The sequence below is a fragment of the Stenotrophomonas sp. NPDC078853 genome (assembly GCF_044901215.1).
GTDB lineage: Bacteria > Pseudomonadota > Gammaproteobacteria > Xanthomonadales > Xanthomonadaceae > Stenotrophomonas > Stenotrophomonas lacuserhaii.
The window spans coordinates 86,995-113,873 of record NZ_JBJDOQ010000013.1 but is presented as its reverse complement, the minus strand read 5'-3'; the positions used below and the strand labels follow the sequence as shown (position 1 = coordinate 113,873).

The 26,879-nt window shown below is 66.8% G+C and carries 23 protein-coding genes; 11 read left to right on the top strand and 12 right to left on the bottom strand.

Annotated features, from left to right (window positions below):
* The first annotated feature begins 10 nt into the window (after positions 1–10).
* Complete coding sequence (locus ACI2JH_RS14065) at positions 11–880, top strand: energy transducer TonB (protein WP_404736518.1); 870 nt, start codon at positions 11–13, stop codon at positions 878–880.
* A gap of 14 nt (positions 881–894) precedes the next feature.
* Here ACI2JH_RS14065 and ACI2JH_RS14060 read toward each other — a convergent pair whose 3' ends face one another.
* The 6 genes from ACI2JH_RS14060 to trxA all read right to left on the bottom strand — a co-directional run bounded on the left by ACI2JH_RS14060 (position 895) and on the right by trxA (position 10,893).
* A complete protein-coding gene (locus ACI2JH_RS14060; RefSeq protein WP_404736517.1) occupies positions 895–2,463 on the bottom strand; it encodes a diguanylate cyclase in 1,569 nt (522 codons plus the stop codon).
* 463 nt (positions 2,464–2,926) lie between these two features.
* A complete protein-coding gene (locus ACI2JH_RS14055) occupies positions 2,927–3,958 on the bottom strand; it encodes a cupin-like domain-containing protein (RefSeq protein ID WP_404736516.1) in 1,032 nt (343 codons plus the stop codon).
* Between the two features lie 6 nt (positions 3,959–3,964).
* The gene (locus tag ACI2JH_RS14050) at positions 3,965–6,955 is read right to left on the bottom strand and encodes a TonB-dependent receptor (RefSeq protein ID WP_404736515.1); all 2,991 of its coding nucleotides are present in this window, start codon (positions 6,953–6,955) and stop codon (positions 3,965–3,967) included.
* 318 nt (positions 6,956–7,273) lie between these two features.
* Positions 7,274–8,287, bottom strand: coding sequence for a LacI family DNA-binding transcriptional regulator (locus tag ACI2JH_RS14045; RefSeq protein WP_404736514.1), 1,014 nt, complete (start codon positions 8,285–8,287; stop codon positions 7,274–7,276).
* A gap of 265 nt (positions 8,288–8,552) precedes the next feature.
* A complete protein-coding gene (gene rho, locus ACI2JH_RS14040) occupies positions 8,553–10,337 on the bottom strand; it encodes a transcription termination factor Rho (protein ID WP_404736513.1) in 1,785 nt (594 codons plus the stop codon).
* A 226-nt stretch (positions 10,338–10,563) separates the two neighbouring features.
* Entirely contained in the window at positions 10,564–10,893 is a 330-nt protein-coding gene (gene trxA, locus ACI2JH_RS14035; RefSeq protein WP_042612690.1) for a thioredoxin, read from the bottom strand.
* A gap of 524 nt (positions 10,894–11,417) precedes the next feature.
* On the opposite strand from trxA, the gene rhlB reads away from it, so the two are divergent.
* From rhlB to ung, 5 genes are all read left to right on the top strand, one after another.
* The gene (rhlB, locus tag ACI2JH_RS14030; protein WP_319276732.1) at positions 11,418–13,154 is read left to right on the top strand and encodes an ATP-dependent RNA helicase RhlB; all 1,737 of its coding nucleotides are present in this window, start codon (positions 11,418–11,420) and stop codon (positions 13,152–13,154) included.
* A 121-nt stretch (positions 13,155–13,275) separates the two neighbouring features.
* On the top strand, positions 13,276–13,962 hold the full coding sequence (gene ftsE, locus ACI2JH_RS14025; RefSeq protein WP_101101455.1) for a cell division ATP-binding protein FtsE: 687 nt from the start codon (positions 13,276–13,278) through the stop codon (positions 13,960–13,962).
* A complete protein-coding gene (ftsX, locus tag ACI2JH_RS14020; protein ID WP_101101453.1) occupies positions 13,959–14,933 on the top strand; it encodes a permease-like cell division protein FtsX in 975 nt (324 codons plus the stop codon). The genes ftsE and ftsX overlap by 4 nt, the downstream gene beginning before the upstream one ends.
* Before the next feature lie 10 nt (positions 14,934–14,943).
* The gene (locus ACI2JH_RS14015; RefSeq protein WP_042612686.1) at positions 14,944–15,783 is read left to right on the top strand and encodes a response regulator; all 840 of its coding nucleotides are present in this window, start codon (positions 14,944–14,946) and stop codon (positions 15,781–15,783) included.
* On the top strand, positions 15,783–16,484 hold the full coding sequence (gene ung, locus ACI2JH_RS14010; RefSeq protein ID WP_101101451.1) for a uracil-DNA glycosylase: 702 nt from the start codon (positions 15,783–15,785) through the stop codon (positions 16,482–16,484). Before ACI2JH_RS14015 ends, ung begins: the two co-directional genes overlap by 1 nt.
* 213 nt (positions 16,485–16,697) lie before the next feature.
* Here ung and ACI2JH_RS14005 read toward each other — a convergent pair whose 3' ends face one another.
* Positions 16,698–16,829: a hypothetical protein gene (locus ACI2JH_RS14005; protein WP_404736512.1), complete on the bottom strand. Its 132-nt coding sequence runs from the start codon at positions 16,827–16,829 to the stop codon at positions 16,698–16,700.
* A 73-nt stretch (positions 16,830–16,902) separates the two neighbouring features.
* Here ACI2JH_RS14005 and rpoH point away from each other — a divergent pair, with 73 nt between their 5' ends.
* Positions 16,903–17,778 carry an RNA polymerase sigma factor RpoH gene (gene rpoH / locus ACI2JH_RS14000; RefSeq protein ID WP_042612682.1) on the top strand — a complete coding sequence of 292 codons (876 nt, stop codon included), beginning with the start codon at positions 16,903–16,905 and terminating at the stop codon, positions 17,776–17,778.
* 123 nt (positions 17,779–17,901) lie between these two features.
* Here rpoH and purD read toward each other — a convergent pair whose 3' ends face one another.
* The 5 genes from purD to prmA all read right to left on the bottom strand — a co-directional run bounded on the left by purD (position 17,902) and on the right by prmA (position 23,060).
* The gene (gene purD / locus ACI2JH_RS13995) at positions 17,902–19,185 is read right to left on the bottom strand and encodes a phosphoribosylamine--glycine ligase (RefSeq protein WP_404736511.1); all 1,284 of its coding nucleotides are present in this window, start codon (positions 19,183–19,185) and stop codon (positions 17,902–17,904) included.
* 78 nt (positions 19,186–19,263) lie between these two features.
* The gene (purH, locus tag ACI2JH_RS13990; protein WP_101101447.1) at positions 19,264–20,847 is read right to left on the bottom strand and encodes a bifunctional phosphoribosylaminoimidazolecarboxamide formyltransferase/IMP cyclohydrolase; all 1,584 of its coding nucleotides are present in this window, start codon (positions 20,845–20,847) and stop codon (positions 19,264–19,266) included.
* Positions 20,848–20,923: 76 nt separating this feature from the next.
* On the bottom strand, positions 20,924–21,199 hold the full coding sequence (gene fis / locus ACI2JH_RS13985) for a DNA-binding transcriptional regulator Fis (RefSeq protein WP_042612679.1): 276 nt from the start codon (positions 21,197–21,199) through the stop codon (positions 20,924–20,926).
* A 117-nt stretch (positions 21,200–21,316) separates the two neighbouring features.
* A complete protein-coding gene (locus tag ACI2JH_RS13980) occupies positions 21,317–22,090 on the bottom strand; it encodes a DUF3426 domain-containing protein (protein ID WP_349998760.1) in 774 nt (257 codons plus the stop codon).
* Positions 22,091–22,139: 49 nt separating this feature from the next.
* Entirely contained in the window at positions 22,140–23,060 is a 921-nt protein-coding gene (prmA, locus tag ACI2JH_RS13975; RefSeq protein ID WP_101101443.1) for a 50S ribosomal protein L11 methyltransferase, read from the bottom strand.
* A 159-nt stretch (positions 23,061–23,219) separates the two neighbouring features.
* On the opposite strand from prmA, the gene ACI2JH_RS13970 reads away from it, so the two are divergent.
* From ACI2JH_RS13970 to ACI2JH_RS13955, 4 genes are all read left to right on the top strand, one after another.
* Positions 23,220–24,194, top strand: coding sequence for a hypothetical protein (locus ACI2JH_RS13970; protein WP_182656214.1), 975 nt, complete (start codon positions 23,220–23,222; stop codon positions 24,192–24,194).
* Complete coding sequence (locus ACI2JH_RS13965; RefSeq protein ID WP_101101439.1) at positions 24,191–24,565, top strand: hypothetical protein; 375 nt, start codon at positions 24,191–24,193, stop codon at positions 24,563–24,565. The genes ACI2JH_RS13970 and ACI2JH_RS13965 overlap by 4 nt, the downstream gene beginning before the upstream one ends.
* A gap of 141 nt (positions 24,566–24,706) precedes the next feature.
* Positions 24,707–25,444 (top strand): molecular chaperone, encoded by a 738-nt coding sequence (locus ACI2JH_RS13960; protein ID WP_404736510.1) that lies wholly within the window; start codon positions 24,707–24,709, stop codon positions 25,442–25,444.
* Between the two features lie 308 nt (positions 25,445–25,752).
* Positions 25,753–26,808 carry a fimbrial protein gene (locus ACI2JH_RS13955; RefSeq protein WP_404736509.1) on the top strand — a complete coding sequence of 352 codons (1,056 nt, stop codon included), beginning with the start codon at positions 25,753–25,755 and terminating at the stop codon, positions 26,806–26,808.
* Positions 26,809–26,879: the final 71 nt, after the last annotated feature.

Below are 26,879 nucleotides of genomic sequence, written 5' to 3'. Positions count from 1 at the left end.
AGCAGTCAGCATGCGTACCTCGCTTTTCCTTGGAGTGGTTCTGGCACTGGGCGCCGGTGGCGCGCTGGTTTCCGTGGACGCCAGCGCGCAGAACGCGCGCGCGGCCCGTGCGCAGACCGAAGGCAGCATGGTCCTGAGCGGCAGCATCGACATCGCGCCGGACGGCTCGGTCGAAGGCTTCACGCTCAAGAATGAAGACAGGATCGAGCCCTACATCCAGGATTTCCTGAAGCAGAATGTCGCCAGGTGGCGGTTCGAGCCGGTGCTGCGCGAGGGCAGGGCGGTTGCAGCGAAGACCCCGGTGAACCTGCGGCTGGTAGCCCGGCGAGCGTCCGGTGATGGAATGGATGTCGTGCTGAGCAGCGCCAATTTCCGTAATTTCGATCCCAAGGCCAGCGACGCGGTGGGCATCGACCGCATGCCGCCGCCCTCCTTCCCGCGCGAACTGATGGAGATGGGCGGCGCGGGCGAAGTCCAGCTGTTACTGCGGGTGGCGCGCGACGGCACGGTCGACGATGTGATCGCCGAACAGGTCAACGCCTACGTGGCCGGGTCGGCGCGCGCGATGCAGCGGATGCGTGACGTGATGGCGCGCAGTGCAGTCACTGCTGCGCGGAAGTGGGCCTTCATCGCGCCCACCACCGGTGCCAGCGTCGACGATCCGTTCTGGACGGTACGCGTGCCGGTGCGTTTCTTCTACGGTGGCAACGGGGACCGCTACGGCAAATGGCAGGTCTACATCCCGGGACCGAAGCAAAGCGCGCCCTGGAAGGTGAACGATGTTGCCGCCGATGATGCCCCCGATATGCTGCCCGACGGCGGGGTCTACATGGTCGGGGTCGACAACGGCCCGAAGCTGCTGACGCCGCTGCAGGGCTGACTGCGTTACCGGGGTCAGCGGTAGGGGTAGGTCACGCTGCGGTTGCGGCCCTGTTCCTTGGCCATGTACAGCGCTTTGTCGGCCATGCGCAGGGCCTGTTCGGCATCGGCATCGAAGGTCGGGTAATGCGCCACGCCGACCGATACGCTGACGTGACCGACCGGGTCCAGCACCTGCTCCGCGATCCGCTGCCGCAGCCGCTCGGCGATCAGCAGGGCATCGTCGGCATCGGTGGTGGGCAGCAGCATCAGGAACTCTTCGCCGCCGTTGCGGCACAGCACGTCCCCATCGCGTGAGTAGCGGCGCATCTGCTCGGCGATGTGGCTGATGACCTGATCGCCGACCGCATGGCCATGCTGGTCGTTGATGACCTTGAAACGGTCGATGTCCAACGCCAGGATCGCGAAGGACTGCCCCTGCGCCTTCCAGGTTTCCAGCGCCTGCTGCAGCCCACGGCGGTTGAGCAGGCCGGTCAGCGGATCGGTGCGGCTGGCCCGGTTGAGGGTGCCGATGCGGTCCTGCAGCGCGGTGAAGCTGTACAGCACGGCCTGCTTCAGTTGTGCCACTTCGAAATACCACGCGCGGATGCCGCCGACATCGGAGATCGCCCGGCCGGTGTCGCCCTCCTGCACGTTGCGCGCCAGCTGCCACAGCGGCAGCGAGATACGGCGCGCGAACCACCAGGTCACCAGCAGCGACAGTACCCCGAGCGGGATCGCGCGCCAGATGATCGATGACATCACTTGAGACAAGGGCTGCAGGGTGGCCGCCGTCGGGCGCTGGGCTACCACGCCCCACCCGGTGGCGGGCACCGGCGCGTACCCGGCAAGCATGGAGACGCCACGGCTGTTGTCGACCTGCGCCGAACCGCGTTGACCACGTGACACCGCATCGATCACCCGGTTGCCCGGCGCATACCCGCCGACCCGTTCGGGGTCGACGTGGTACAGCAGGCGGCCATTGCGATCGACCACGTACAGGTAGGACCCGTCGCGGTAGTAGTGCGTGCCCAGCAGACTCTGCAGGATGCTGCGCTGGCGCAGGTAGATGGTCCCGCTGACGTAACCGCGGTAGCGGCCCTGCACGTCGAACACTGGATGCGACATGGCGACCAGCAGCCTGCCGGTGGCCGAGTCGTAGGGATCGCTGACCATGGGCTGGCGGCGCTCCAGTGCGATGCGGTTGCCTTCGCTGCGCAGGGTGTCGCCCTTCAGGTGCAACGTCTGTGGCGAGGTGGCCAGGACCAGGCCGGTGTGGTCGACGATCAGTATCGAGTTGAAGCTGTTGGTCTGCAGTTGCAGGCGCGCGGCTTCGTCCTGCGCACGGCGGTCCTGCATGCCACCCCGGCCCAGCAGCATCGCGGTATAGGCGAGCTGCTGCTGCGAGGACAGCACGAAGTTCTGGGTGGTTTCGGCCAGCTTGTTGGCGTACACCCGGTTCGCTTCCAGGGTGCTGCTGACCAGTTGGTCACGTTGCACGCGGTAGCTGGCCATCAGGGTGTTGGCCAGCGCCACCACGGTGCTGAGCAGGGCCAGGGCAAGGATCAGCGAACCCAGGTTGAGGCGTTTGGAAAGCGAGCGCATGCGGGCAGGTCAGCCAGTTCTGATGCTGGCCCGACCGGTCTGTCCGGAGGGTTCGCCAGCGCGGGACGGCGCCCGCACGCAGCAGCCTGCGCACGGTTCGGTGGGGACTGCGCGGGCATTATCGCTGAAAGCGACGGGTCACGTGCGGACGCAGAGCACGGTCAAGGTCAACGTCAACGTCAACGTCAAGGGCTGCAGGGCTATGGGATGGCGGGGCGGGGCGGGTTGGCGGGGGACGGCAAGAGCCGCTCCTGCGGGCCTCGTTTCGCGCCATCCATGGCGCTCTACGCCACCGCCAACCCACCCCGTCCCACCTTCGTCAGGTTCATGGCGGCCTCGGTAGCGCCGACCCATGGTCGGCGGATGGTGGGGGAACGGGGCCCTCGTTTTGCGCTGCCCCGCACAGCCTCCCCGCCCACCCCGCCCCCAACTGCAGCTCGTAAGCAGCCATCCGCGAGGCGGTTCACCCGTTCGACCCACGCAGCAACCGCGTGCGCAGCACCTCGCGCAGCCGTGCGGCGGCTGCCTCATCCAGTTCGCCCAGCACGCCACGCGCATGCTCCGGCACGTGTGCGGCAACCTGATCGTCTGCGTCGAACACGTAATGCCGGAACATCGCCTGCCAGGCCGCGCGTTGTTCCACAGGCAGGTCACGGATCGCCAGCAGGGCCAGCATCAAGGCGTTCATCGGCGCATCGCGCCATGCCTCGACCGGACGCCACCAGTAATTGACAAGGATGTTGAACGCCTCGAGTCCTTCCATGTGGTGCCACCACAGGGAAGGGATGAATACCGCGTCCCCCGGTTCCAGCACGGCGCTCTGTGCCTCCTGCATGGCCAGCGCGAAGCGCGGGAACCGCTGCAGGTCCGGTGCGGCGAAGTCGACCAGGCTGATTGCCTGTCCGGCGGGGGTGAAGTCCAGCGGGCCGACATACAGGTTGCCGACCTGGCCGGGAGGAAACAGCATGACCCGTCGCCGTCCTGCCGCCACGCAGGCCAGATTGTCCGGCGCATCGTAGTGCGCGGCGATCCGCGAGCGGTTGCCGATCCAGATGCTGGCCAGTGGATCGGCCTGTCCCAGCACCAGCGGATTCTCCTCCCGCAGCCCGGGCAGGTAGGTATCCAGCGTGGTGGATGCCACGTAGATGGTCGGTGCGTCCGGTTCGCTGCGGTACTTGAGCAGGGTGTCCAGCACCACGCGCAGCGGCACCTGTTCGCGACGGAAATTGAAGCCGGTGAGGTCGTCGTTGTAGAAGACCCGGCCCTGCGTGCCGGGCGCCGCTGTGGTGGCGGTCACCGGCATGCCACCGTGGTCGAACCGCTTCAGGTAGTCCACCGCGGCGGTGTCGCCACGCCGGGCAGCCTGTACCAGCGGCCACGCGGCGGCCAACCCCCGCACCACCTTCGGCGTGGTCCAGCTGCGCAGCGCGGCAGGCAGTGCCGCAGGATCTGCGAGCTGGACCTCGTCGATGGGGCGGGGCGGGGGCAGGGTCATCGCCACTCAGAACTTGTAGCGCACACCGAACATGTAGCGCGGCCCGGTCTGGGTGGCATACCGCAGCATGTTGCTGTGGCGTGCATAGGTGCGCATCGTCTCGTCGGTCAGGTTGATCGCTTCCACGCTCAGCGTCAGCTGCTCGCTCACCGCGTAGCTGATGTTCAGATCAAGCTGCCCATAGGCTTCGGTGTAGTTCGGGTTCGGCCCCTGGCCACCGATGCCGTTGAGGAACTTGTCGCGCCAGTTGTAGGCCGCCCGGACCTGCCATGCGTTCTTGTCATAGAACAGTACCGCGTTGGCCGAATCGCTCAGGCCGACCATCGGGTACTGGTCGCCCAGGCTCAGGTTGTCGAAGGTCAGCCCGGACTTCACCTTGGTGTAGTTCGCCGCGACACCGAAGCCGGACTCGCCGAACAGGTGCTGCACCGCCAGCTCCCAGCCTTCCAGATGATCCGAGCGCTGGTTGGCCGGCAGGGTGATGTCGAACCCGGCGATGGGATCACCCGGCTGGCCGACGATGCTGCCGGTCTGCTGGCCGGCCGAGTTGACCCCGGTGGAAACCACGCCCGGGTCGCCGGCATGGTTGGTGAAGATGTAATTGCGGATGCACACCGTGTCGGTGGTGACGCAGCCCGACGCCAGCGCTTCGTTCCAGTACGCACCGCCTACCGGCGTGTGCAGGCTGCCGGCATCTTCGCGGGCGATGGTGTTGCTGATGAAGTTCTTGATGTTCTTGCGGAAGAAGCCGACCGAGGCGTAGCTGGCTTCACCGTAGTACCACTCCAGGGACAGGTCGAAGTTGTCCGACAGCAACGGCTCCAGCGCCGGGTTGCCGCGTGAACCGGTGCCGCCCTGGGTGCGCACGATGTTGTCCAGGCGTTGCCCGCTTTCGATCTGCGTCCATCCCGGACGGCCCAGGCTGCGGCTGTAGCTGCCGCGCAGTGCCAGCGACTCGTTGATGTCCAGCTTGAGGTCGACATTGGGCAGCACGTAATCGTACTTGCCCTGGCCGCCGATGAACGCGCCGTCGTCGGCGTAGGTGATGTTGAACTCGTTGAGGGAGTTCCAGCTGATCGAAGTCGGCACGCGCACCAGCGCCAACGACTCCACTTCGGTCTGCTCATAGCGCACGCCGGCGGCGACATGCAGCGGCATGTTCCAGTCGAAGGTGGTGCGGTACTGCAGGTAGGCGCTCTTGGATTTTTCGGTGGTACGGATGTCCTCGGAGTATTCGGTCGGGGCGAGATAGCACGTCGGGCAGGCCGGCTCGGCGCCGTTGGGTACCTGCGCCGCACGGTCACGCAGGCGGTCGAAATCGAACACCAGGAACTGGCCGGTCAGGCGCGGATCATCGTGCCCGGAGAACGCCTTGAAGTATTTGCCCATGTCATCGGCGTACCAGATGCTGTCGTCGTAGTCCGCCGGCGTACCGACGCCGCCCCAGCTGTCGCGTTGCTGGATCGCCGCCGCCGAGCGGTTGTCCACCTGGGTGTGGCCCACGCCGAAATCGAGTGCGGAATAGTCGGCGAAGCGGAACACGCCCTTGGCCTGCAGCTGTTCCACTTCCGACTTGTTGTAGCTGTTCTGGAATACCGAACCGGTGACCAGTGCATCGGCGGCCTGCACCCCACCCGGCGGCAACGCGATGTTGATGATCGGCAGGTCGCCGCTGTAATCCACCGTGGTCGTGCCGCGCACGTAAGCCGCCACGCCGAGCACGCCAGCCGAGCCATAGGGTCCATCGGGCTGCGATTCGGCACTGGCGCGGTGGTAGTCGAAGGACATGTCCAGCGCATCGTTGACTTCCCAGTCAACATTGAAGCCGAGCGAATCCATGCTGTTCCGGGTGGCCAGCTTCATGCCGCCCATCGCCACGTCGCCGTTCACCACGTCCTCGCTGTACACGATGGGGGCGGCAACCGGACCATCGGTCCAGGTACTGTCACCGGGGCCGTAGTTGAACCACACCGACAGTTCGCTGCGCTGCTGCTGCACCTTGTTTTCGACATAGGTGTAATCCAGCGTGGTGGTGACGTTGTCCAGCGGCTTCCACTGCAGCGTGGCCTGGCCGTTGGTGCGCTGGCGCTGCACGGCGTTGACGTTGTACGCGGTGTTCTGCGGACGGCCGTAGATATCATCGGCACCCGGGCGGTTGGTGATGCGGTCCGAATAGCCCGTGCCTGGCTGCGGCAGTGCGCGCCAGTCGCTGGTGTCGTCACCGCGCAGCGTCGCCCAGCCTTCGGCCACGGTGGCCTGGTTGAAGCCGGAATCGCGTTCCTGGTGGCTGGCGCTGAGCGCCACGCCGAAGCGTCCGTCAGAGTAGGTCTGGCTGAACACACCGGACAGCTCGCCGGTGACATTGGATCCCTGCAGCGTGCGCGGCACGTTGTCGTTGGAGGTATCGTGCACCGCCTTCATGCCAAGGCTGACCACCGGTGCCGCTTCCAGGGGGCGCAGGGTCTTGATGTTGATCGTCGCACCGATGCCACCGGTGGGGTTGTCGGCGCGGGTGGTCTTGTAGACCTCCACTGCGGAGATCGATTCGGAGGCGATGTTGGCGAAATCGAACGAGCGCGAGCCGGACAGTCCACCGCCGCCGTTGCCCAGGTTGGAGGCTGGCATCTGGCGGCCGTTGAGCAGCACCAGGTTGTAGTCCGGGCCGATGCCGCGCACGGTGACCTTGGAACCTTCGCCGCTGGAGGTACGGTCGATGGACACGCCGCTGATGCGCTGCAGCGATTCGGCCAGGTTGGTATCGGGGAACTTGCCGATATCCTCGGCCACGATGCCGTCCACCACGCCCTGGCTGTCGCGCTTGAGGTTCATCGACGAGGTGAGGCTGCCGCGGATGCCGGTCACCTGCACGGTGTCCAGGGTGGCCGGGTCGGCCGGTGCGGCGGTGGAAGCATCCTGCGCCCACGCGGGGCCGGCGATGGCCGCCAGCAGCGCGGAAGTGAGCAGTGTCTTGCGGGGTACGGCCTTGTACATCCTCATTGCGGATCCCTCCCCAGGGAGTGCGGAAACAGCGGGTTTGACTTCGGCTGGAACGCGGCAACTACATGACGGGAGCGATTTGGGGATGCGTTGACAGCGTTGTCAACAAAGCGCCTCCGCTGGTGGCCGGGCGGATCCCGGGGAGACCGCGCTGCAGGTCCCGCAAGCCTTGTCATTGCAGTGTCATCGGCCCGCATGCGGCCGCCGCGCGTGCGCGGTGCTACGCGAATGATCGTGTTGCGATGCGGAACGGTTCTGCGCAGGGCAGGTAGCGCTAACACTGACAGCGCTCGACAAAAGCGCGGCATCACCGGGCGCTCAGCGCCTGCGTTTTCCAGGTGCGGCGGTGGATTCGCGGACCAGCACAGCATGGTCGAGCGTGATCATCCTGCCGGCGCCCGACGAACGGATGCGCTCCAGCAGCTGCAGCGTCGCCAGCCGGCCCATTTCCGCAGTGGGCTGCCGCACCGTGGTCAGCGCGGGGAAGATATGGCTGGCGATCGGGGTGTCATCGAAACCGCATACGGACAGATCGCGGGGCACCTGCAGGCCGCGGCCACCGGCGACCCGGTACACGGCCGCCGCCATGTCATCGTTGGCCGCGAAGATCGCCGTGGGCGGATCGGCCAGGTCCAGCAGGCGGTGTGCCGCCGGGATGCCGGATTCGAAAGAGAACTGGCCGCCGACCACCAGCGCGGCGTCGTAGGCGATGCCGGCCTCGCGCAGCGCTGCGCGATACCCGGCGTGGCGCCACTGGCAGGCACCGTGCGCCCGTGGTCCCTTGATGTGGCCGATGCGCCGATGGCCCTGCGCGATCAGGTGGCGCATCAACTCCACCACGGCCGTGGTCTCGTCCATGCGCACCCCGATGGCGCCGGTGGGGTCACGCGGGGCGATGCTGGCAAAGGGGATGTCATGTTCCTGCAGGTAGGACAGCACCACCGGATCATCGCTGAGCGGCGGGATCAGCACGACGCCGTCGGGCCGTGAGTTGTCGAACAGCGCGCTGAGGTCGGGCAGGGCATGGCGGCCGATCCCCACCGGGCCCAGCAGCAGGTTGTAGTGGTTGCCGTGGCAGGCATCGAGCATGCCGCTCTGGATTTCCATCAGGTAGTTGCGCGAAGGATTGTTGTAGGCCAGCGCCAGCGAATAGGAGCGCTGGCCGGCCAGGCTGCGCGCGGAAGGATTGGGCTTGTAGCCGAGCCGCGCGACCGCCTCGCGCACCCGCGACTGGGTCTGCTCACGCACGTTGGGCTCGTTGTTGAGCACCCGCGACACGGTCTTGATGGAGACTCCCGCCGCCGCAGCGACGTCTTCGATTCGACTACGCATGATGCAGGTGGTCCTCGATGTGCCAGCGGCGGCCAGTGCGCGCCGAGCGATGGTGCAGCGTCGGGCCGATATTGCCACGGCGCAGCGCAGCACGGCGGCGCCCCGCCCCGCCCGCTGTGCTCGCCGACCAGGGGCATGCCGGTCGTCCTGACCGGCGCCCTGCGGGCCGCCGCAGGCACGCAGCCTGCTCTTGCCCGGCCCGCCCCCGCAAACAACAAAGCCCCGCAATGCGGGGCCTCGTCGTGGATCGTCCGGCGCCAGGAACTCAGCGCTTCATCGAACCGAAGAACTCGTCGTTGGACTTGGTGTTCTTCATCTTGTCCAGCAGGAACTCCATCGCGGCCATTTCATCCATCGGATGCAGCAGCTTGCGCAGGATCCAGATCTTCTGCAGCAGCTCCGGCTCGATCAGCAGGTCTTCGCGGCGGGTACCCGAACGGTTGATGTCGATCGCCGGGAACACGCGCTTTTCAGAGATGCGACGGCTCAGGTGCACTTCGCTGTTGCCGGTGCCCTTGAACTCTTCGTAGATCACCTCGTCCATCTTGCTGCCGGTGTCCACCAGCGCCGTGGCGATGATGGTCAGGCTGCCGCCTTCCTCCACGTTGCGCGCGGCACCGAAGAAGCGCTTCGGACGGTGCAGGGCATTGGCATCCACGCCACCGGTCAGCACCTTGCCCGAGCTCGGCACCACGTTGTTGTAGGCACGTGCCAGGCGGGTGATCGAGTCCAGCAGGATCACCACGTCCTTCTTGTGCTCGACCAGGCGCTTGGCCCGCTCGATCACCATTTCGGCAACCTGCACGTGGCGCGCGGCCGGCTCGTCGAACGTCGAGCTGATGACCTCGCCGCGCACGGTGCGCTGCATTTCGGTCACTTCTTCCGGGCGCTCATCGATCAGCAGCACGATCAGGTGCACGTCCGGATGGTTGGTGGTGATGGCCGTGGCCACCTGCTGCATCATCATCGTCTTGCCGGCCTTCGGCTGGGAAACGATCAGCGAACGCTGGCCCTTGCCCTGCGGTGCCATCAGATCGAGGATGCGGCCGGTGATGTCTTCGGACGAGCCGTTGCCGCGTTCCAGGGTGAAGCGCTTGCGCGGGAACAGGGCGGTCAGGTTCTCGAACAGCACCTTGTTCTTGGACGCTTCCAGCGGCTCACCGTTGATGGTGTCCACGATGGACAGCGCGAAGTAGCGCTCGCCATCCTTGGGGAAGCGGATGCGGCCGGACAGGTGGTCGCCGGTGCGCAGGTTGAAGCGGCGGATCTGGCTGGGCGAGATGTAGGTGTCGTCCGGGCCGGCCAGGTAGCTGGCTTCGGCCGCGCGCAGGAAGCCGAAGCCGTCGGGCAGGATTTCCAGCACGCCGTCGGCAGCGACGCCATCACCGTGGCGGGTCAGCACCTTCAGCAGCGCGAAGATCACGTCCTGCTTGCGGGCACGGGCGACACCTTCGGAGATCTGCAGCTGCTCGGCGATTTCCAGCAGCTTCTGCGCCGGCATGCGCTTGAGGTCGCTCAGCGAATACACCGGGAAGCCTTCCGGCACGTTCGGCTGGGTGGTACGCACGAACGGCTGCTGTTCGTTGTTGTCCTGCGGCATGCCATCGTCGCGTCCACCACCACGTGCCGGGCGGTCACGGTCGCGTCGGTTGCGGAAGCGGTCACGGCGGTTTCCCTGGCCCTGCGCGTTGTTCTGCTGGTTGCCCTGGTAGGGGCCCTGGTTCTGGCCGCCTGCGGTGTTCTGCTGGCCGCCGCCGGAGGTGTTGTTGTTCTGCTGCGGGCGACCCTGGCCGGATTCGCGGCCTTCGTTGCCGTCACCGCCGTTGGTGGCGGGAGCATCGGCAGCGGGCGCGCTCGGCGCCGCCGCAGCGGGCGCGGGGGGCGGAGCGGGACGGGGTGCTTCGGGCGCATTGGCCAGCGGCAGGCCGGCCTGTGCCGGGGCACTGGTTTCGGCGGACGCGGGTGCGGCGGCCTTGGTCACGCGCGGCTTGCGCACACGCTTTTCGGCGGGCGCATCAGCGCTGCCGGTTTCAGAAGTGGTATCGGACAAGAGCGTTATTCCTCGCTTGAAGGTGCGAGCGCCCGGCTGGGGCGGCGAACGAAGGGATGGGGTCTGGAGTGAACTGCATCCAGCGGGTGCGGCACGCGAACGCGGACCGGATGTGCCGACACTATCACCGGCGCGCGGCGCCTTGCAAGCACCGCGATGCCGCGACATTCAGGCAGCGCAGGGGCTGCAGGCAGCCGGCGTCACCGGCTGCCGGGAAACACAGGCCTCAGGCCAGCGCCTTGTCGAGCAGGCCGGCCAGCTGGGCCTTGCCCACCGCACCCACCTGCTCACCGACCTTCTCGCCGTCCTTGAAGACGACCAGGTAGGGAATGGAACGGACGTGATACTTCACCGCCAGGTCGCGCTCGTGGTCGACGTTGACCTTGACGATCTTCGCGCGGCCACCGTAGGCCACGGCCAGTTCGTCCAGCGCCGGTGCGATCATCTTGCACGGCCCACACCATTCGGCCCAGAAATCAACCAGGACCGGCTCTTTGGAGTTCAGTACGGTGCTTTCGAAATCAGCGGTGCTGACATGTACAACGTTGTCGCTCATCTTGGTTTCTCGTCTTGTGGGGCACCCGGCCGGGGCCGGAGGTGGGTGAACTGGGCTGGACCAGACTGGCGCAACCCTCGTCGTTGCCTGGTGGAGCAGGCTCCACGGTGCGCTGGGCAGGATGCCTGGATGCTCACGGGCGGCAGTTTACCCCTATCGGCACAGGGAGACAGGGGGCGGCTGGAACCCAGCGTATCGCGATCAATATGACCGACGGAATGTGTCGGATTTCACTGTCCACACCTATGGGATAGGGCCCCGTCCCTGATGCACAAGGGAAGCACCGGGAACGATTCAGCGGGCGGTGGCATGGATGAATGCGCAATGGGCGGGCGGTCTCCGGGGGTGGTGAGACGCTTTGGCCCGGTTGCCCGCCCGATTACGCTAAACTGCTTCATTGAGCGGCAAGGGACCCGAGGGTTCCAAGGCCCGCCGACCCGCCGCAGGGGCCGCAGTTTGCGACGGAGCCCCCAGATGACGCCGAGCCGCCCGATTGCAGGTGGCGGCCAGACCAAGACGGACACATGAGCGACAAACCGCTGACCGATTTGACCTTTTCCTCCTTCGATCTGCATCCGGCATTGCACGCCGGTCTTGAAGGAGCCGGATTCACCCGCTGCACCCCGATCCAGGCGTTGACGCTGCCGGTCGCACTCGCCGGTGGCGACGTCGCAGGCCAGGCACAGACCGGTACCGGCAAGACGCTGGCCTTCCTGGTCGCGGTGGTGAACCGCCTGCTGACCCGCCCGGCACTGGCCGACCGCAAGCCGGAAGACCCGCGCGCGCTGATCCTGGCCCCCACCCGCGAACTGGCCATCCAGATCCACAAGGATGCGGTGAAGCTGGGTTCGGACCTGGGGCTGCGCTTCGCGCTGGTGTACGGCGGCGTGGACTACGACAAGCAGCGCGAACTGCTGCAGCAGGGCGTGGACGTGATCATCGCCACCCCCGGCCGCCTGATCGACTACGTCAAGCAGCACAAGGTGGTTTCGCTGCACGCCTGCGAAATCTGCGTGCTGGACGAAGCCGACCGCATGTTCGACCTGGGCTTCATCAAGGACATCCGCTTCCTGCTGCGCCGCATGCCCGAGCGCACCACCCGGCAGACCCTGCTGTTCAGCGCCACGCTCAGCCACCGCGTGCTGGAACTGGCGTATGACCACATGAACGAGCCGCAGAAGATGGTGGTGGAGAGCGAATCCATCACCGCCGCCCGCGTGCGCCAGCGCATGTACTTCCCGGCCGACGAAGAGAAGATCCCGCTGCTGCTGGGCCTGCTGTCGCGCAGCGAAGGCGCGCGTACGATGGTGTTCGTCAACACCAAGGTGTTCGTCGAGCGCGTCGCGCGCGCGCTGGAACGTTCCGGCTACCGCGTCGGCGTGCTGTCCGGTGACGTTCCGCAGAAGAAGCGTGAAAGCCTGCTGAACCGCTTCCAGAAGGGCCAGCTGGAAATCCTGGTGGTGACCGACGTGGCCGCCCGCGGCCTGCACATCGACGGCATCAAGTACGTCTACAACTACGATCTGCCGTTCGACGCCGAAGACTACGTGCACCGCATCGGCCGCACCGCGCGCCTGGGCGAGGAAGGCGATGCGATCAGCTTCGCCTGCGAACGCTATGCGATGGGCCTGCCGGACATCGAGGCCTATATCGACCAGAAGATCCCGGTCGAAGCAGTGACCGCCGAACTGCTGACCTCGCTGCCGCGTCCGGAACGTGCGCCGCCTGCGCCGGGCGAGGAAGGCGACGAGAACGAAAGCGTCAGCCAGATCTTCCGCGAAGCGCGTGAAGCGCGTGCCGCCGAAGAAGAGCGTCGTGGTGGCGGCCGTGGTGGCAAGCCCTCCGCTGGCCGCGGCGAACGCAGTGGCGAGCGCAGCGGCGAACGCCGCCCGCGTCCGCCGCGCAAGCCGCGCGTGGAAGGCGAAGGGGTCGCCGCAGCGGAAGCCGCCGTTGTCGCCGGCAATGGCGAGGCCGCTGCTACCGCCACCGCCGATGCCGTGCAGGCGCCGCGTCCGCCGCGTGCCGAGGCTGGCGCCGCGCAGGATCCCGCATTGCAGGACGGCGAGCGCAAGCCGCGCAAGCGCCGTCGCCGTCGCAACGGCCGTCCGCTGGAAGGTGCCGATGGTGCAACCCACGGCGCGTCCACCGCGCAGGGTGCACCGGTGCAGGTGGTGGCCAAGCCGGTCCGCAGTGCGGACCCGGGCGACTCCTTCCTGACCCGCATCGGCCGCAAGATCCGCCGGATGCTGGCCGGCGGGTAAGCGGTATTGATTGCACTGCCCCCGGCTCCGGGGGCGGTGGTCTCCCCGGCCCCGGCCGACGCAGGGCCAGGCCCTGGCGCGATGTCTCCACGCCGTGGCGCCTGTCCTGCATAATCAGGGGATGAGCGTCCTGCGGTTCGACAACGTAAGCAAACAGTACGCCGGTGGTCACGAGGCGCTGACCGATGTCAGCTTCGACGTGGCACCGGGCGAAATGGTGTTCGTCACCGGCCATTCCGGCGCCGGCAAGAGCACCCTGTTGAAACTGATCCACCTTGACGAGCGGCCCAGCCGCGGCGCGGTGGTGTTCAACGAGCGCAACCTGTTGAAGGTGCGCGGCGGCGACGTGCCACGGCATCGGCGCGAGGTGGGCGCGGTCTACCAGGACCACCGCCTGCTGATGGATCGCAGCATTTCCGAAAACGTGGCGCTGCCGCTGATCCTGCGCGGCACCCGCCGTGCCGACATCGGCAAGCGCGTGCGTTCGGTGCTGGAGCGCATGGGCCTGGGGCATCGCGAGAAGGCCCTGCCTTCGCAGTTGTCCGCCGGTGAGCAGCAGCGCGTTGGCATCGCCCGCGCGATCGTCGGTGAACCGCGCCTGCTGGTGGCCGACGAACCGACCGGCAACCTCGACCCGACCCTCGCCGCGGAAATCATGGCGCTGTTCGCCGAGCTGCCGGCGCGTGGGACCAGCGTGCTGGTGGTCAGCCATGACCTCGCCCTGCTGCGGCGCATGCGCAAGCGCGTGCTGATCCTCGACCACGGCCGCCTGGTGGACGATATTTCGCCGCAGGACCTGGCCGAATGAGCACCGAATCCACTCCCGCGCCCGAGCGTCATGCCAACGCCCCGGCGGCGGCGCCTTCGAAGCTGGGCATCTGGTGGCAACACCACCTGCACAGCGTGGTGTTCAGCCTGGGCCGCGCTTTCCGCAAACCATGGGCCACGCTGTTGACGGTGATGGTCATGGCCCTGGCGCTGGCACTGCCACTGGGCTTGTCGATCGCCTTGGACAACCTCAAGCACTTCACCGGCAGCGTGCAGCAGTCGCGTGACATCAACCTGTTCCTGAAGGCCGAGCTGGATGCCGCCAGCGCGGAGGCCCTGGCCGCCGAGCTGAGGGCGCGTGACGACGTGGCCGCAGTGACCCTGCGCACCCCCGAACAGGGCCTGGAAGAACTTCGCGAGAATGCCGGCCTCGGCGAGGCGATCGATGCCCTGCAGTCCAATCCACTGCCCAGCCTGCTGGTGGTGACGCCGGCGGAAAAGGCCGACGACGCGCGCCTGGCGCGTGCGCTGGGCACCCTGCCGCAGGCTGACCTGGTGCAGCACGATGCGCTGTGGCGGACCCGACTGGACGGCTGGCTGGCCTTCGGCGCGCGCCTGGTTCAGGTGCTGTCGCTGCTGCTGGGGCTGGGTGCGGTGCTGGTGGTCGGCAATACCGTGCGGCTGGACATCCAGGCGCGCCGCGAAGAGATCGGCGTGCTGCAACTGCTGGGCGCCAGCGATGGCTTCATCCGGCGCCCGTTCCTGTACCTTGGCGCGTGGTACGGCCTCGGCGCGGGCCTGGTGGCGCTGGGGCTGATCGCCGCCGCCGGTGCCGCACTGGCCGGACCGCTTGCCCAGTTGTCGCAAAGCTACGCCAGTCCCTTCGCGCTGAAGGGGCTGGACCTGCTGCATTCCTCTGTCGTGCTGCTGGCCATCGTGCTGGTGGGCTGGCTGGGTGCATGGCTGGTCACCGGACATTTCCTGCGCCAGACGCGCCCCACCGAGACCTGAGCCCTTCCGCATGCAGCCGCAAGCACTCAAGCATCTGCACGATGATGCCACCCGGGTCATGGTGGTCGATGGCTCGCGGCTGGTCCGCAAGCTGATCGCCGATGTGCTGCAGCGCGACCTCCCCGGCGTGCAGGTGGTCGGCTGCGCCAGCATCGCAGAGGCACGCCAGGCCCTGGCGGACGGGCCGGTCAACCTGGTGACCACCTCGCTGTCGCTGCCCGACGGCGACGGCCTGGCGCTGGCCAGGACCGTGCGCGAATCGGCGGGGCAGGCGTACGTGCCGGTGATCGTGGTCTCAGGCGATGCCCAGTCGCACCTGGAACAACGCCGCTTCACCGACTACGTCACCGATTACTTCGACAAATCGCTGGGCCATGAAGCGCTGGCCGCTTTCATCCGCGGCTACGTGCAGCCGGCGATCATTCCCGGTGCCACGCTGCTGTACGTGGAAGACAGCCGGGTAGTGGCCGAAGCCACCAAGCGGATGCTCGAGCGCCAGCAGCTCAACGTGCTGCACGTGATGACCGCCGAAGAGGCCGTGACCTTGCTGACCGCCGAGTCGCTGGGCCGCAACCAGCACCGGATCGACCTGGTGCTCACCGACGTGACGCTCAAAGGTGAGCTCAGCGGACGTGACCTGGTGGAACGGGTGCGGGTGGACTTCGGCTACGGCAAACGCCGCCTGCCGGTGCTGGTGATGACCGGTGACGGCAATCCGCTCAACCAGACCGCGCTGCTCCAGGCCGGTGCCAACGACCTGGTGCTCAAGCCGATCGAAGAGCGGCTGCTGGTCACCAAGGTGTTGTTCCAGCTGCGCCTGTCCCGACTGAATCCAAGATCCGTGGTGTGATGAACGAAGCAGTACCTCCTTCCATCCAGCTCGAGCCGAGCTGGAAAGCACACGTCGGCGACTGGCTGCTGCAGCCGCAGATGCGCGAGCTGTCCCGCTTCCTTCGCGAGCGCAAGGCGGGGGGCGCGAACGTGTTCCCGCCCGGCCCGCAGATCTTTGCCGCCTTCGATGCCACCCCGTTCGATGCCACCAAGGTGGTGATCCTGGGCCAGGATCCGTACCACGGTCGTGGCCAGGCGCATGGGCTGAGTTTCTCGGTGCAGCCCGGCGTGCCGGTGCCGCCGTCGCTGTTGAACATCTACAAGGAAATCGAACGCGACCTCGGTATCCCGCGGCCGGACCATGGCTGCCTGCTGCCCTGGGCGCGGCAGGGCGTGCTGCTGCTGAACGCGGTGCTGACGGTGGAAGAGGGCAGCGCGGGGGCGCACCAGAAGCGCGGCTGGGAAGGCTTCACCGACCACGTGGTGGAAGCGCTCAACCGCGAACGCGAAGGGCTGGTGTTCCTGCTGTGGGGCAGCTACGCGCAGCAGAAGGGCAAGGTCATCGACACCGCGCGTCATCGGGTATTGAAGGCACCGCATCCCTCGCCGCTGTCCGCCCACCGCGGCTTCCTCGGCTGTGGTCATTTCTCGGCCACCAACGAGTACCTGCAGCGCCGCGGACAGACACCGATCGACTGGTCGCTGCCACCGGCAGGGTAACGGTGCCTGACGGCACGAGAGGGCGGGTGCCGGCATGGGAGGGTAGGTGACGGCATGGGAGGGCAGGTGACGGCGTGGGAGGGTGGGTGACGACCGTTGGTCGTCACGCCTTTGCTTTTGCCGATGCGCCGGGCACGGCTCGGCGCTACCGGACTCCAAGCGCTGAACGACTGACAACTTCTCCCGACTGAATGCGTGGATGGCGCCGTCCGTTCAGCCAATCTGCACGGTTTTTTCCGCTGATTTATCCGGCAATACATTGATCTCGAAGGGTTTTGTGCTGACCAAATCGACTATCGCCACTGTCACCAAATCGCGGTAGGGTAGATGGGTAGTCAGCGCCATTGTTCTGTCACCGGAACACTGGAACTTTTTTGACCTTTAGCAGTCGAAGTATCGGACTGCTAAGATGAGACCCATGAGCCAGAACACCTCTACTGCCCTTGTGGCAAACAATCTCCCGATTCCCAGTGCGCTCGGTTCGCTGGACGCCTACATCGGTGCCGTGCACCAGATCCCGGTGCTTTCGGTCGATGATGAGCAGGACCTGGCGCGTCGTTTCCGTGATCAGACCGATCTGGATGCGGCCCGCGAACTGGTGCATTCGCACCTGCGTTTCGTGGTGCACGTGGCCCGCGGCTACAACGGTTACGGCCTCGCCCTGGGCGACCTCATCCAGGAAGGCAACATCGGCCTGATGAAGGCAGTCAAGCGCTTCGACCCGGACATGGGCGTGCGCCTGGTGTCCTTCGCGGTGCATTGGATCCGTGCCGAAATGCACGAGTTCATCCTGAAGAACTGGCGCATCGTGAAGGTCGCCACGACCAAGGCGCAGCGCAAGCTGTTCTTCAACCTGCGCCGTTCCAAGAAGCGCCTGGGCTGGATGAACGCGGCCGAAGTGACCGCAGTGGCGAAGGACCTCAACGTCTCCGAACGCGAAGTAATGGAGATGGAGTCGCGCCTGTCCGGCCGTGATATTGGTTTCGACGCCCCCAGCGACGAAGACGACGACCATGCGCCGCCGTCGCCGGCTGCCTACCTGATGGCCAATGAAGAAGATCCTTCGATGGCCTACGAGCGCGCCGACAGCGAAGACAACCAGCTGCAGCTGCTGCGCGAAGGCATGGCCGAACTGGATGCGCGTTCGCGCGACATCATCGCCCGCCGCTGGCTGGATGCCGACAGCAAGGTCACGCTGCAGGAGCTGGCCGATGAGTATGGCGTTTCCGCCGAGCGCATCCGCCAGGTCGAAGCGAACGCACTGAAGAAGATGAAGGCGCTGTTCACCGCGTGAGCGGAAACAGATACCGCACAGGAAAACGCCGGGCACTGCCCGGCGTTTTTTTGCGCGCTCGCCGGTGGTAGTGACGACCGGTCGTGGTGGGTGACGACCGTTGGTCGTCACGCCGTTACCGCCTCAGCTTTCGCGGGCGATCGCGCGCCAGCCGATGTCGTTGCGGTGGAACTCGTTCGCCCACGTCACCTGGGCCACGCCGGCATATGCATTGGCCTGCGCATCGCGCACGCTGTCGCCGAGTGCGGCCACGCACAGTACCCGTCCACCGGCACTGACCACGTTGCCCTGCGCATCCAGCGCGGTGCCTGCGTGGAACACCTTGGCGGTGTCCGGCACGCGGTTCAGGCCGGAAATCACATCGCCGGTGACCGGCGCTTCCGGATACGGAGACGCGGCCAGCACCACGCCCAGCGAAGGACGCGGATCCCACTGCGCCTGCACCTGGTCCAGCCTGCCGTCGATCGCCGCCTGCACCAGGTCCAGCAGGTCCGACTGCAGGCGCAGCATCACCGGCTGGGTTTCCGGGTCGCCGAAGCGCACGTTGAACTCGATCACTTTCGGCGCACCGCTGGCGTCGATCATCAGGCCGGCATACAGGAAGCCGGTGAACGGTACGCCGTCGGCGATCATGCCCTGCACGGTCGGCTCCACCACCTCACGCATCACCCGTGCGTGCACTTCCGGCGTGACCACCGGAGCCGGCGAATACGCGCCCATGCCGCCGGTGTTGGGACCGGTATCGCCGTCGCCGACGCGCTTGTGATCCTGCGAGGTGGCCATCGGCAACGCATGCACGCCATCGACCATCGAGATGAAGCTGGCCTCTTCGCCATCGAGGAATTCTTCGATCACCACGCGTGCGCCGGCGTCGCCGAAGGCATTGCCGGACAGCATGTCGCGCACCGCCGATTCTGCTTCGGGCAGCGACATCGCCACGATCACGCCCTTGCCGGCGGCCAGGCCATCGGCCTTGACCACGATCGGCGCGCCCTTTTCGCGGAGGTACGCCAGCGCGGCGTCGACGTCGGTGTGCACGGCGTAATACGCGGTCGGGATGCCATGCCGGGCCAGGAAGTCCTTGGCGTAGGCCTTGCTGCCTTCCAGCTGGGCAGCGGCGGCGGTCGGACCGAAGATGCGCAGGCCGGCTTCGCCGAACGCATCGACCACGCCGGCCACCAGCGGCACTTCCGGGCCGACCACGGTGACGGCGACGCCTTCGGACCGGGCCAGCGCCAGCAGGCCATCCAGATCAGTGACCTTGACGGCCACGTTGCGGCATTTCGCTTCGGTGGCGGTGCCGGCATTGCCCGGCGCGACCAGCACTTCGCTGACCTGCGCGGACTGGGCCAGCTTCCAGGCCAAGGCGTGTTCGCGGCCGCCGGAGCCGATGACGAGGATCTTCATGCTGAGGGATTTCCGATACGCGGGGAAAGAAGACGCGAGGTGCCGAACGGGCCGGCACCCCCAGGGATCCGCTGCACGTCAGTGACGGAAGTGACGCACGCCGGTGAACACCATCGCCAGGCCGGCTTCGTCGGCGGCCGCGATGACTTCGGCGTCGCGCATCGAACCACCCGGCTGGATCACCGCCTTGATGCCGGCCGCAGCGGCGGCATCGATGCCGTCGCGGAACGGGAAGAACGCATCGGAGGCCATCACCGAACCTTCCACCACCAGGTTCGCATCGGCGGCCTTGATGCCGGCGATGCGCGCCGAATAGACGCGGCTCATCTGGCCGGCGCCGACGCCGATGGTGCGGTTGTCCCTGGCGTACACGATGGCGTTGGACTTCACGAACTTGGCGACCTTCCAGGCGAACAGCAGGTCGGTGAACTGCTTGTCGGTCGGCGCCAGCTTGCTGACCACCTTCAGTTCGTCACGGGTCATGCCGCGGTTGTCGGAAGACTGCAGCAACAGGCCCGAACCGATCCGCTTGCTGTCGTAGTTGTTCAGGCCTTCACCGTGCGGGATGCGCAGCACGCGCACGTTGGCCTTCTTCGTGGCGTATTCCAGCGCGGCCGGTTCGTACTCCGGGGCGATCAGCACTTCAACGAACTGACGGTCCAGGATCACCTGCGTGGTGGCCAGGTCCAGCGGCTTGTTGAAGGCGATGATGCCGCCGAAGGCGCTGGTCGGGTCGGTGGCATAGGCCAACTCATAGGCATCGCCGTTGCCGGCACCCACGGCGACGCCGCACGGATTGGCATGCTTGACGATCACGCAGGCCGGCGCCTCGAACTGCCGCACGCATTCCCACGCGGCATCGGCATCGGCCAGGTTGTTGTAGCTCAGTTCCTTGCCCTGCAGCTGCTGGAAAGTGGCCAGCGTGCCCGGCACCGGATACAGGTCACGGTAGAAGGCGCCGCTCTGGTGTGGGTTCTCGCCGTAGCGCAGGTCCATCACCTTCACGAAGGAGGAATTCATCTGTGCCGGGAACTCACTGCGCACCGGCACCGCGGTCTCGCGCGAGGCAACCGCGGACAGGTAATTGCTGATCGCCGCATCGTACTGGGCAACGCGGTTGAACGCGGCCACCGAGAAGGCGAAGCGCTTGGCGGCAGACAGCTGGCCATCATGCGCGGCCAGTTCGGCCAGCAGTTCGTCGTACTGCGACGGGTCGGTCGCGACCGCGACGCGGGCGAAATTCTTTGCTGCCGAACGCAGCATGGCCGGGCCGCCGATGTCGATGTTCTCCACTGCATCGTCGAGCGCGCAGTCGGCCTTGGCGGTGACCGATTCGAACGGATACAGATTCAGCACCAGCAGGTCGATGGCACCAATGCCGTGCTCGGCCATCACCGCATCATCGGTACCGGCGCGGCCCAGCAGGCCGCCATGCACCATCGGGTGCAGGGTCTTGACCCGGCCATCCATCATTTCCGGGAAGCCGGTGACGTCGGCGACATCCTTGACCGCCAGACCCGCCTCGCGGATCGCCTTGGCGGTGCCGCCGGTGGACAGCAGTTCCACGCCGCGTGCGGACAGGGCAGTGGCCAGCGCGATCAGGCCGGTCTTGTCGGAAACGGAAAGCAGGGCCCGACGGACGGGCAGCAGGTCAGCACTCATGGGGGCAGGGCAACGGCAGCAGGCGGGGCCGATATTGTAGGCCTTGGGGCGCCCTCACACGTAATGCAGTGCCGCCTCAGGCCGTGATGCCGTATTCCTTGAGCTTCTTGCGCAGGGTGGCCCGGTGGATGCCCAGCATCGCCGCAGCGCGGCTCTGGTTGCCCTCGCAATGGTTCAGCACTTCCACGAACAGGGGGATTTCCATCTCGCGCAGCACGATCTCGTACACGTCATCGGCATCGCAGCCATCCAGGTCGCGCAGGTAGCGGCGCACGGACTGGGCAACATGTTCGCGGAGCGGAGGACGCGCAGCGCCACGACTGGTGTCAGGACGAGAGAGTACAGCGTTCAATGGGAATCCCGATCTGGTGGCCGCGCCGGAGCGAAGGCTGGCGCTGGCGAAGAAGGTGGTGGCGGCCAGTCTAGCGCGAGCAGGCCGCCCCTGCACGGGGCGGGCGCCCGGCCGGCCTCACAGGAATTCGAAATTGAAGGCGACCGTGGACGCCGACGGCTCCTTGACCTGGAAGGCGATCTGCGCGCTCTGGCCGGGTTCCAGCAGCCCCGCCGTCCGTGCCCCGGCACCGAGATAGTCCGATGCCTCGAACACACCACTGCCGATCACCCGGCCGTCGGCGTCGGACAGTGACAGCCGCAGCACGGGCCAGTCCTGTGCCCACCGTGCGTCATTGCGGATGCTCGCCTGTACCTGCAGTGCGCCGGCCTGTTGCGGCATCGGCCGCACGTCGCGGCTGATCATGGTGAAGGCCGCCGGTTCGCGCCAGGCGGGCAGGTCACAGCGCAGCACACGGCACAGGCCTGCAACCCAGGGACGGGTGCTGGCATCTGCCGCCAGGCGGGCGCGGTCGGCCAGCGCGATCTGCAGCAACAACAGCAGCGACAGCGCGGCCACCATGGCCCATTGCCAGCGGGGCGTGCGCAATCGATGCCCGCCACCGCGCAGGAACACCGGCTCTGCCTGGGACAGCGTGGGTTCCGCAGCCGCAGCAGGGACCTGCGCGGAGATCGTCGCGCTCGCCTGCACCGGTACTTCCCCGGCCATCGCGGCTGCCTCCGCGACGGGGTCCACAAGCGCTTGGGCGGTGTCGTCTGCGGTGACCGGAGAGGCGTCGGCTGAAGGCGCCGACGGCTCTGCCAACGGGGTCGCATCCGCGTCGGCCTGCGATCCGGCGTGTGGACGCAGGAAGGTGGCCAACGGTCGACGGGGCGGGTTCGGTTCGGACATGAATGTTCCGGCTCGGATCCAGTGGCTATTCAATCACGTCTGCGCGCGATCAGGCGCGTCGCACGCCGGTGATGCGCATCCAGTCGCCGTCCTGGGTCGCCTGCAGGTCATCGAACCAGGCGGCGTATCGCTGCAGCAGTTCGTGTTCCTGGCCATGCAGGATGCCCGACAGCGCGATGCGGCCTCCGGCGGCAACGCGGGCAGCCAGCAGGTCGGCCAGTGCGTCCAGCGCAGAGGCCAGGATGTTGGCGACCACCACCGGGTAGGTGGCCACCGGTTCGTCCTGTGGCAGGTAGACATGCATGCGCGGAAGTTCGCCATTGCGCTCGGCATTGTCGGCGGTGGCGATCAGCGCCTGCGGATCGTTGTCCACGCCGATCGACTCGGCCGCGCCCAGCTTCAACGCGGCCAGTGCCAGGATCCCCGAGCCGCAACCGAAGTCGAGCACGCGTTGTCCCTGCAGCAGTCCCTCACCGGCCAGGCCATCGAGCCAGCGCAGGCACAGGGCGGTGGTCGGGTGGGTGCCGGAGCCGAACGCCAGGCCCGGGTCCAGCCGCACCACGGCCGCATCGGCGGCCTGGGCGGCGTCGGGCAGTTCATGGTTCCACGGCACGATCCAGGTGCGCTCGCCGAAGGACAAGGGCTCGAACTGGTCCAGCCAGACGCGCTCCCAGTCCTGGTCTTCCACCGCACGGAAGCTCACCGTCGACCAGTCCAGGCCATCGTCGAAGGCTTCCAGCGCGGCCAGCAGCAGCAGTCCATCAGCGTCATGCGGGAACAAGGCGCTCAGGACCAGCGTGTCCCACATCGGTGTCTCGCCGACGCCGGGTTCCAGGATGGCCTGTTCGTTGCTGGTGTCGGCCTCGGCATCGAGCAGGGTCACCGCCAACGCGCCGACGTCCTCCAGTGCGTTTTCGTAGCGGGGCTGGGTGGCTTCAGTGCAGCGCAGTGTCAGTTCCAGGAACGGCATGGTGGCAGGCGAACTCCGGCAAAGAAGGGAATGCTAGACGATCCTGGACGGCGGTAGCCATCTCAAGGCCTGCGGAGAATGAATGCGGCGGGCCAGACAGGCGGCAATCCCCTTGGTAGACTCGCGTTCCTGCCTTGCCTGTCAATGGCTTGTCCCCTGATGGCGTTTGCCCCGGCCCTTAAAACCTGGTTGCTCGTGGTGCCGGCCGTGGCCTTGCTCGGCGCAGCGGGCATGCGCATGGGCGGTCACCTGCTGCATGCGCAGGAATCCGGTCCTGCTGCGATGGACGCAGGGATGTCGCAACCCGTGGACACGCAGGCCACGCCCACGGCATTGCCTGCGGCCCTGGCACGCCGGCTTGGGGCCAGCGAACTTCAGCTCAACGGCGTGCCTTCCGGGCTGCCGCTGGACATCCGCGCCGACATGGAAGGCAACACCGATCTGTTCGCGTTCGCCCAGCGCCTGCGCGGCCAGGCCGACAGTGGCAACGTCGAGGCGCGCTGGATGTTGAGCCGGGTCTACGACTACTGCAGCCAGTACGCCAGCGATCCCGGCGGCTACCAGCTGGACAACAGTGTGTTGACCGGGATGGGCGAGCGTGCATCGACCGCGATGGCCGCCGCACGCCAGCGTGTCGCCGCGCGCTGCGGCGGCTTCGTGGCCAGTGATGGGCTGGGCTATCCGCTGGTGTTCGCGCAGCGCCGCCAGGCCGCGCAGGGCGGCAACTTGGCCGCCGAAGCCTCGTTGCTGGCCGACGGTCAACCGCTGCAGACCGACGAAGACTACCGGCGCGGCCTGGTCGAGCGCGTGCGCGATTCGCATGATCCGGAAGCCTACATGGCGCTGGCCCCGGCAATGGGGCTGCGCGCGTCGGGCGACCGGGCCATGACCGGCATGGTGGCCGGGGAGGCACTGAGCGAACTGGCCTGGCGCGTGGCGGCCTGCGAGCTGGGCATGCCGTGCGGCAGCGACAGCGTGCTGATGAACAGCTTCTGCGCCAACGGTGGCATCTGCAGCCAGGATGAGGGGCAGGACTTCACTGATTTTGTATACGACGCTGCGGTATCGCGGCAGGGTGCCGAAAAAATGACCGAATGGGTCGAAGAACTGATTGGAAAGAGGAAAAGGCGATGAAGTACCGTCGAATCCTGCACGGGGCGAAATTCTGGTTCTGGGTGGCGCTGTTCGTCGCCTATTCGGCGGGTGCGGTCGGCCTGCTGCTGATCGATACCCAGGAAGATCGTTACCGACGACTGTCCGCTGTGGAACTGACCAAGGTGCAGTCCACGCCGGAAGCGCGCCGTGTCGGCGCCAGCCAGGTAGCCGCGGTGTACCGTGCGCAGAGTGCCATGCCATTCACCTCGCTGCCGGCGGGCAGCACCTTCCAGGTGGTGTGGCCGGATGGCTCCACTGAAACCATGGTGATCGTCGACCCGTCGTCGCCCAATGGCGTACGTCCGTTGGCGGGCAGCCAGGTTCCCGCACGCGTGACAGAGCGTCGCTGATGCGGCGCGGAGGGGCGGCCGGTTGGCGGCCCTTCATCGGTCGCGTCCTATTCCGCAGGATGGCGTGAAGGGGCTCTAATGGCGACCTCTGCAGTGTCGGCCCGCGTGGTGAACCGATGGCACTGCCCGTCGGAGAAACCCATGCTTACCGTCGTGATGCGATCGCTATCGGCCCTTGCCCTTGCAGCCGTCCTGCTGTGCCCGCTGGCCGCCGAAGCCGGCGTGGTCATTGCCGGCACCCGGCTTGTCTATCCCGCGCAGGAGCGCGAAGTCACCCTGGGGCTGAACAACGAGGCGCAACGCCCGTCGCTGGTGCAGTTGTGGATCGATGACGGTAACCAGGACACCCCGCCGGAAGAGGCCAAAGCCCCGTTCGTGATGACGCCGCCCCTGCTGCGCATGGACGCCGGTGCCCGACAGGCGGTGCGCATCCGCTTCACCGGCCCGGCGCAGCCTGGCGACCGCGAATCGCTGTACTGGGTGAACGTGCTGGAGATCCCGCCGTCCAGCGCCGCAGAGGACAAGCTGGACCTGGCCTTCCGCAGCCGCATCAAGCTGTTCTATCGTCCCGCCGGCTTGCCCGGCGAGGCAGACACTGCCCACCGCCAGTTGCGCTGGTCGCTGCAGCAGCGTGCGGGCGGCCTGGCCGTGCAGGTCGACAATCCGACCCCGTGGCACGTCAGCTTCGCGGCGATCTCGCTGACCGTCGACGGCAAGGTATCGGCTGATACCGGGGGCGGTATGGTCGCGCCGCGTGCCATCCAGGTGTTCCCGCTGGATAGGCTTGCCACACGGCCGCAAGGCGTGATCGGCATCGAGTACAGCACCATCACCGACGTCGGCGCGGTGCAGCCGGCCAGCGCATCGCTGGCCAACTGAGGCGGCGCCCTCGCATTTCGGACGCATCTGATGGGAGGCCACACGGCAGCGGCTGACACTGTGCAAGCGCCGGGCTGACCTCGACGGTACGCTGCCTGCCCGGTCGGTGAAGCCAGTGAAACCCGCTGCCTTGCTGGCAGACCGGAGGGGGGGGCGGGCCGAGTGCGCGGAGGGCCAGAGAGGGGTGGCATTGCGCTACGAACAGCGCGGAATCAGACCCATCCGATGTCGTGTATGGCGGGGGTTGGGGACACTCCTGATGAGCGGGCCCGGTCCACGCCCGGCCTACCTTCACAACTGGTGATGACATGAAGCAGATTCTTTTCTACCGGCTGCTGACCGCGCTGGCGTTGTGCAATGCAGGCTCTGCGTTGGCGCAGAGCTGCGAACATCCCGCTGAATGGCCGACGCCGTTCCAGATAATCCTGCCCCTCCAGGGCACGATCACCGTGGGAGCCGATGTACCGGACGGCGCGGAGATCTACACCGCACGGCATAACAGCGGCTCACCTGCCTTCATCAGGTGCCTGGGTGGGCCCGGTCGTGTGCAGCGGGAGAATGGCTACATAGGGGTCCCGGGCGAACCATCGGCGTTGCCCGGGATCTACAAGACATCGGTTCCCGGCGTCGGCATTGCGGTGTGGTACGCCGGAACCAGGTTCCCGTTCGATCCGGGTGCCTACACCGTCGACAGCTCCCCTCTGCGTGTGACGTTCAACAAGCAGTTGGATTTCAGCCTGTACAAGATCGGTCCGATCAGTGCGGGCGTGTTGCAGGGCAGTTCGCTTCCACGCGCGCGCCAGTCCACCCTGGGCACGGGCGGCATCAATATCTGGGAAGCGCAGATCTTCGGGCAGTTGAACATCGTGACCGGCACCTGCCGGGTGGGCGATGTGACCGTGTCGATGGGAAGCCCGGCGCAGCGCGAGCTGAACGCGCCAGGTGCGGCCACGGCGTGGAAGCTGTTCATCGTTCCACTGAGCGGCTGCCCGGCGTTCTTCGGCAGGCAACCGGCGTATGTCCAGGATGACAGCGGTGCCAGTGAAGTGGTGGGCCGCCGCGTGGCCAACCGCATCGGTCTACGCCTGGATCCGAGCACGCCGGTGCTGGATGCGGCCCAGTCGATCATGGCGCTCAGCAACAAAGACCATCCCGATACGGCCAAAGGCCTCGGCATCCAGGTGGCGCTGCCGGACAACACCCCGGTGGGCTACGGCGTGTTCCGCGACAGTGGGTTGACCCTCACCACAACGCCGAATGGGACCTACGCCGTGCGGATGCGCGCGCGCTATGTGCAGACCGAAGCGCGGGTAAGGCCCGGTATCGCCAATGGCGCGATGGTGGTGACGCTGCGTTACGAATGAGCGCTGCAGGATCGCCTCAGCGCCGTGATTCCGCCCGATCCGATGTTGCATGGCGTGCCCGCGGCGGAGAA

Coding starts and splice junctions, on each gene's coding strand:
- ACI2JH_RS14065 (WP_404736518.1), top strand. CDS start 11: ATGCGTACCTCGCTTTTCCTTGGAGTGGTTCTGGCACTGGGCGCCGGT.
- ACI2JH_RS14060 (WP_404736517.1), bottom strand. CDS start 2,463: ATGCGCTCGCTTTCCAAACGCCTCAACCTGGGTTCGCTGATCCTTGCC.
- ACI2JH_RS14055 (WP_404736516.1), bottom strand. CDS start 3,958: ATGACCCTGCCCCCGCCCCGCCCCATCGACGAGGTCCAGCTCGCAGAT.
- ACI2JH_RS14050 (WP_404736515.1), bottom strand. CDS start 6,955: ATGAGGATGTACAAGGCCGTACCCCGCAAGACACTGCTCACTTCCGCG.
- ACI2JH_RS14045 (WP_404736514.1), bottom strand. CDS start 8,287: ATGCGTAGTCGAATCGAAGACGTCGCTGCGGCGGCGGGAGTCTCCATC.
- trxA (WP_042612690.1), bottom strand. CDS start 10,893: ATGAGCGACAACGTTGTACATGTCAGCACCGCTGATTTCGAAAGCACC.
- rhlB (WP_319276732.1), top strand. CDS start 11,418: ATGAGCGACAAACCGCTGACCGATTTGACCTTTTCCTCCTTCGATCTG.
- ftsE (WP_101101455.1), top strand. CDS start 13,276: ATGAGCGTCCTGCGGTTCGACAACGTAAGCAAACAGTACGCCGGTGGT.
- ftsX (WP_101101453.1), top strand. CDS start 13,959: ATGAGCACCGAATCCACTCCCGCGCCCGAGCGTCATGCCAACGCCCCG.
- ACI2JH_RS14015 (WP_042612686.1), top strand. CDS start 14,944: ATGCAGCCGCAAGCACTCAAGCATCTGCACGATGATGCCACCCGGGTC.
- ung (WP_101101451.1), top strand. CDS start 15,783: ATGAACGAAGCAGTACCTCCTTCCATCCAGCTCGAGCCGAGCTGGAAA.
- ACI2JH_RS14005 (WP_404736512.1), bottom strand. CDS start 16,829: ATGGCGCTGACTACCCATCTACCCTACCGCGATTTGGTGACAGTGGCG.
- rpoH (WP_042612682.1), top strand. CDS start 16,903: ATGAGCCAGAACACCTCTACTGCCCTTGTGGCAAACAATCTCCCGATT.
- purD (WP_404736511.1), bottom strand. CDS start 19,185: ATGAAGATCCTCGTCATCGGCTCCGGCGGCCGCGAACACGCCTTGGCC.
- purH (WP_101101447.1), bottom strand. CDS start 20,847: ATGAGTGCTGACCTGCTGCCCGTCCGTCGGGCCCTGCTTTCCGTTTCC.
- ACI2JH_RS13980 (WP_349998760.1), bottom strand. CDS start 22,090: ATGTCCGAACCGAACCCGCCCCGTCGACCGTTGGCCACCTTCCTGCGT.
- prmA (WP_101101443.1), bottom strand. CDS start 23,060: ATGCCGTTCCTGGAACTGACACTGCGCTGCACTGAAGCCACCCAGCCC.
- ACI2JH_RS13970 (WP_182656214.1), top strand. CDS start 23,220: ATGGCGTTTGCCCCGGCCCTTAAAACCTGGTTGCTCGTGGTGCCGGCC.
- ACI2JH_RS13965 (WP_101101439.1), top strand. CDS start 24,191: ATGAAGTACCGTCGAATCCTGCACGGGGCGAAATTCTGGTTCTGGGTG.
- ACI2JH_RS13960 (WP_404736510.1), top strand. CDS start 24,707: ATGCTTACCGTCGTGATGCGATCGCTATCGGCCCTTGCCCTTGCAGCC.
- ACI2JH_RS13955 (WP_404736509.1), top strand. CDS start 25,753: ATGAAGCAGATTCTTTTCTACCGGCTGCTGACCGCGCTGGCGTTGTGC.